Here is a 4461-nt window from a genome sequence, read left to right on the forward strand (position 1 = left end):
GGAGCGGGTGGCGGCGGCATGGCGGGGTCTTCAACTGCCGTCGCGTTGGCGGGCCGAGGAGCCGGCCGAGGACATACCGGAGCTGTTCGCGGCGCGGTTCGACCTGCCCTCCGGTGCCGAGGTCCGGCCGGTGCAGGAGGCGGCGGTGCGGCTGGCGCGGGCGATGCCGGAGCCGGGGCTGCTGGTGATCGAGGCGCCGATGGGCGAGGGCAAGACGGAGGCCGCGCTGGCGGCTGCGGAGATCCTGGCGGCCCGTTCGGGGGCGGGTGGGGTGTTCTTCGCCCTGCCGACGATGGCCACGGGCAATGCGATGTTCCCGCGGCTGTTGGACTGGCTGGAGCGGCTGCCAGCCGAGGAGGGCGTACGGCTGTCGGTGCTGTTGGCGCATTCCAAGGCTGCGTTGAACGAGGACTTCGCGGGACTGCTGCGTGCGGGTGCGCAGCGGATCGCGGCCGTGGGGCTCGACGAGGGCGACCGGCCGTCGCGTCCGGGGCAGGAGGGGAGGGCGGCGTCGGCGGAGCTGGTGGCGCACTCCTGGCTGCGTGGCCGGAAGAAGGCGATGCTTTCGTCGTTCGTTGCGGGCACCGTGGACCAGCTGTTGTTCGCGGGCCTGAAGAGCAGGCACCTGGCGCTGCGGCATCTTGCGGCGGCGGGCAAGGTCGTGATCATCGACGAGGCGCACGCCTACGACACGTATATGAGCACGTATCTGGATCGGGTGCTGTCGTGGCTGGGTGCCTACCGGGTGCCGGTGGTGGTGCTGTCGGCGACGCTGCCCGCGGCGCGGCGGCGGCAGCTCGCCGAGGCGTACGCGGGTGAGAGCGCGGCCGGTGACGTCGAGGGGTTCGACGCGGTGGAGGAGGCGGAGGCGTATCCGCTGCTGACGGCCGTGGCTCCGGAGTCGTTGCCCGTACTTGAGGCGCCCTCCTCGTCCGGTCGTGGTGGTGAGGTGCGACTCGAACGCCTGGAGGACGACCTGGGTGTGCTCGCGGACCGGCTGGAGGCCGAGCTGGTGGACGGCGGGTGCGCCCTGGTGGTGCGCAACACCGTCCGGCGGGTGCTGGAGACGGCCCGGGTGCTGCGCGAACGGTTCGGCGAGGGCGCGGTCACGGTCGCCCACTCGTGTTTCATCGACGTGGACCGGATCGCGAAGGACGCAGCGCTGCTGTCACGGTTCGGTCCGCCGGGCAAGGCAAAGGAGCGGCCGACGCAACCGCACATCGTGGTCGCCAGCCAGGTCGCCGAGCAGTCCCTGGACGTCGACTTCGACCTGCTGGTCAGCGATCTGTGCCCGGTGGACCTGCTGCTGCAGCGGGTGGGGCGCCTGCACCGGCACCAGCGCGGCGATGGCCAGGCGGACCGCCCGCCGCAGCTGCGCACGGCACGCTGCCTGCTCACCGGCGTGGACTGGGCAGGAGCGGTTCCGGTCCCTGTGCGCGGCTCGGTCGCCGTCTACGGGGAGTACCCGCTGCTGCGCTCGGCCGCCGTCCTGCTGGACCACCTGGACGGCGACGCACTGCCGGTGCGGCTGCCGCAGGACATCAGCCCGCTCGTCCAGGGCGCGTACGCGGACGGGGCTACCGCGCCTGCGAGTTGGGCGGAGGCGCTGGCTCGGGCACGGCAGCGTTACGAGGACTTCCGTCGGGACCAGGCCGAGCGGGCCGCCGTGTTCCGGCTGGATCCGGTGGGGCGGCCCGGACGGCCCCTGATCGGCTGGGTCACCGCGGGGGTGGGCGACGCGGACGACACCCGCGCCGGGCGCGCCCAAGTCCGGGACGGCCGGGAGAGCCTGGAGGTCGTCGTGGTGCAGCGGCGTGCCGATGGCACGCTGGCCACCGTCGACTGGATCGAGCCCGGCAAGGCCGGACTGGAGCTGCCCGAGGACCGGGCGCCCGATGCGCGGGCGGCGAAGGCCGCGGCGGCCTGCGGGCTGCGCCTGCCGTACCAGTTCTCCTTCCCCTAGGTGCTGGACCGCGCCATCGCGGAGCTGGAGCAGTTCTGCCCGCAGGCCTGGCAGGGCAAGGAAAGCCACTGGCTGGCGGGCGAGTTGGTCCTCGTCCTCGACGCCGATTGTCAGACCCGTCTGGCAGGGTTCCAACTCCGCTACAGCGACGTGGACGGACTTGAGGTGACGCGTGACTGACACCAGAAGCACCAGCGGCGGCCCGCCGTCGTTCGACCTGACCTCCGAGCCGTGGATCCCGGTGCTCCGCCGCCGGGACGGCCGGCAGGACGAGCTGTCCTTGGGCGAGGTGTTCGCCCAGGCCTCGGACTTGGCGCGGATCATCGGGGATGTGCCCACGCAGGAGTTCGCACTGCTGCGACTGCTGCTGGCGATCGCACACGACGCCCTCGACGGGCCGCGGGACGCCGACCAGTGGGCCGAGTGGTGGGAGGACGAGGACTGCTTCGCCTCGGTGCCCTCCTACCTGGACGCACACCGGGAGCGGTTCGACCTGCTCCACCCGGTCGCGCCGTTCTTCCAGGTGGCCGGTCTGCGTACGCCCCGCGACGAGGTGTTCTCGCTGAACCGTATCGTCGCCGACGTCCCCAACGGCGAGCCGTTCTTCACCTCCCGCATGCCGTCCGTCGAACGGCTCGGCTTCGCCGAGGCCGCCCGCTGGGTGGTGCACACCCACGCCTACGACACCTCCGGCATCAAGACCGGCGTGGTGGGCGACAGCCGGGCCAAGAACGGCAAGGTGTACCCGCTGGGGGTGGGCTGGGCGGGCAATCTGGGCGGGGTTTTCGCTGAAGGGGACACACTGCGCGAGACGCTGTTGCTCAATCTGGTCGCCCGCCACACCAACAGGCACCGTTCCGACCCGGATGACCGACCGGCCTGGCGGCGCGAACCCTGCGGCCCGGGCCCTGCCCCCGAGCGGCGGCCATCAGGCGTCCGGGACCTGTACACCTGGCAGGGGCGCAGGTTGCGGCTGCACTTCGACAGCGCCGGCGTGTACGGAGTGGTGCTCACCTACGGTGATCCACTGCCTCTGCACAATCTGCACGAGCGTGAGCCCATGACCGTATGGCGGCGCAGTGAGGCCCAGGAGAAGAAGCTCGGCGAGCCACAGGTCTACATGCCCAAGGGGCACCACCCCGAGCGTGCGGTGTGGCGTGGCCTGTCCTCGCTGCTCGCCGAGCGGCCAACCGCGTCGCAGACCGCCGAGGCAGCCCCGGAGCTCGGCGCCGGGGTCCTGGAGTGGATGGCCCAGCTTGCGACGGCGGAAGGGTTTCTGCCGCGCGGGACCCGCTTCCGGGCCCGGATCGTGGGCGCCATCTACGGCACCCAGCAGTCCGTGATCGACGAGATCGTCAACGACCGGCTGTCCATGGCCGTGGTCTTGCTGAACCGTCAGGACCGCCGGTACGCGCAGCAGGCGGTCAGCGCGGTGGCCGACGCCGACGAGGCAGTGACCGTTCTCGGCGACCTGGCCGTCGACCTCGCTCGTGCCGCCGGCGCAGCCACCGACGGGCCTCGCAGCAGGGCCCGCGAGCAGGGCTACGACGCCCTGGACGCCCCGTACCGGTCCTGGCTCCAGGACCTGGGCGGCGCCACCGACCCCGAGGAGCACCGTGCCCGGTGGCGGGCCGACGCCCACTGCATCATCCGCCGCATCGGCGAGCAACTGATCGCGGGCGCGGGAGACGCCGCATGGCAGGGCCGCACCATCACCATCGGCAAGGGCAACTTCTGGCTCAACTCCGCCTACGCCGAGCGGTCGTTCCAGTACCGGCTCGGCAAGGTCCTCGGTCAGCCGGACAGTCCCAAGGCCGACGCAGCCGCCCCGGATCCCAAGGACGACGGTCCTGCGGAGCCGGGACCCGAAACCCCCGCAGCAGAAGCAGAAAGGGCCCTGGCATGACCACCGCCACCGACGCGAAGCCCATGGCCGAGCGCGTCAAGGATCTTGTCGCTGACGAGATCGGCCCGCTGCAGCGCGAGCTTCTCCGCGACAACCCCAAGGCCGTGGCGACGCTTGCCAGGCTGCGCCGCGGGGCGGGCAAACAGCCGCACCAGGTCCCCGACCTGCTCGGACTGATCGACACAGGACCTCTGTACGACGACAAGGCCTCGGACGGGCGGCCGCCCGGGGAGGAGTCGCTGACCCGCGCCGAGGACGCCGTACACGTTGCGATGACCCTGTGGGCCTTGCACCAGCAGTCCCGCGGTACCGGCATGCACCGGCCCCACCGTACGGACGCACCGTGCGGGCTGGGAGCCGCGGTGCGCCGGCTGATGGCCGAGAGGGACGCCGGCGACGCCGTCCTGAAGCGGTTCGTCCGCATCGGCACCGCACCAGATCTCCCGGCACTCGCACGACGTCTGCGGGAGATCGTCCTGCTGCTGCGCGACGAGGACATTCCCCTCGACTATGCGCTCCTCGCCCGGCAGCTCTACCAGTGGCAGTGGCCCGGAGGCCCCGAGACCGTCCGCCGGGCCACTGCCACTGGTAG

2 protein-coding genes and 1 pseudogene are annotated in these 4461 nt (G+C 72.0%); all 3 read left to right on the plus strand.

What is annotated here, in order from left to right; all coding sequences use genetic code 11:
- Nucleotides 1–559: 559 nt before the first annotated feature.
- Nucleotides 560–2143 (plus strand): annotated as a pseudogene (gene cas3 / locus ACTWQJ_RS46905) (CRISPR-associated helicase Cas3').
- A complete protein-coding gene (gene casA / locus ACTWQJ_RS46910) occupies nucleotides 2136–3869 on the plus strand; it encodes a type I-E CRISPR-associated protein Cse1/CasA (protein WP_443312490.1) in 1734 nt (577 codons plus the stop codon). Before cas3 ends, casA begins: the two are co-directional and overlap by 8 nt.
- A partial coding sequence (gene casB / locus ACTWQJ_RS46915) for a type I-E CRISPR-associated protein Cse2/CasB (protein ID WP_443312491.1) occupies nucleotides 3866–4461 on the plus strand: 596 nt, incomplete at its 3' end. The genes casA and casB, both read left to right, overlap by 4 nt.

Origin of the sequence: Streptomyces sp. KR55 (assembly GCF_052245645.1) — a bacterium.
Classification (GTDB): Bacteria; Actinomycetota; Actinomycetes; order Streptomycetales; family Streptomycetaceae; genus Streptomyces; species Streptomyces flavusporus.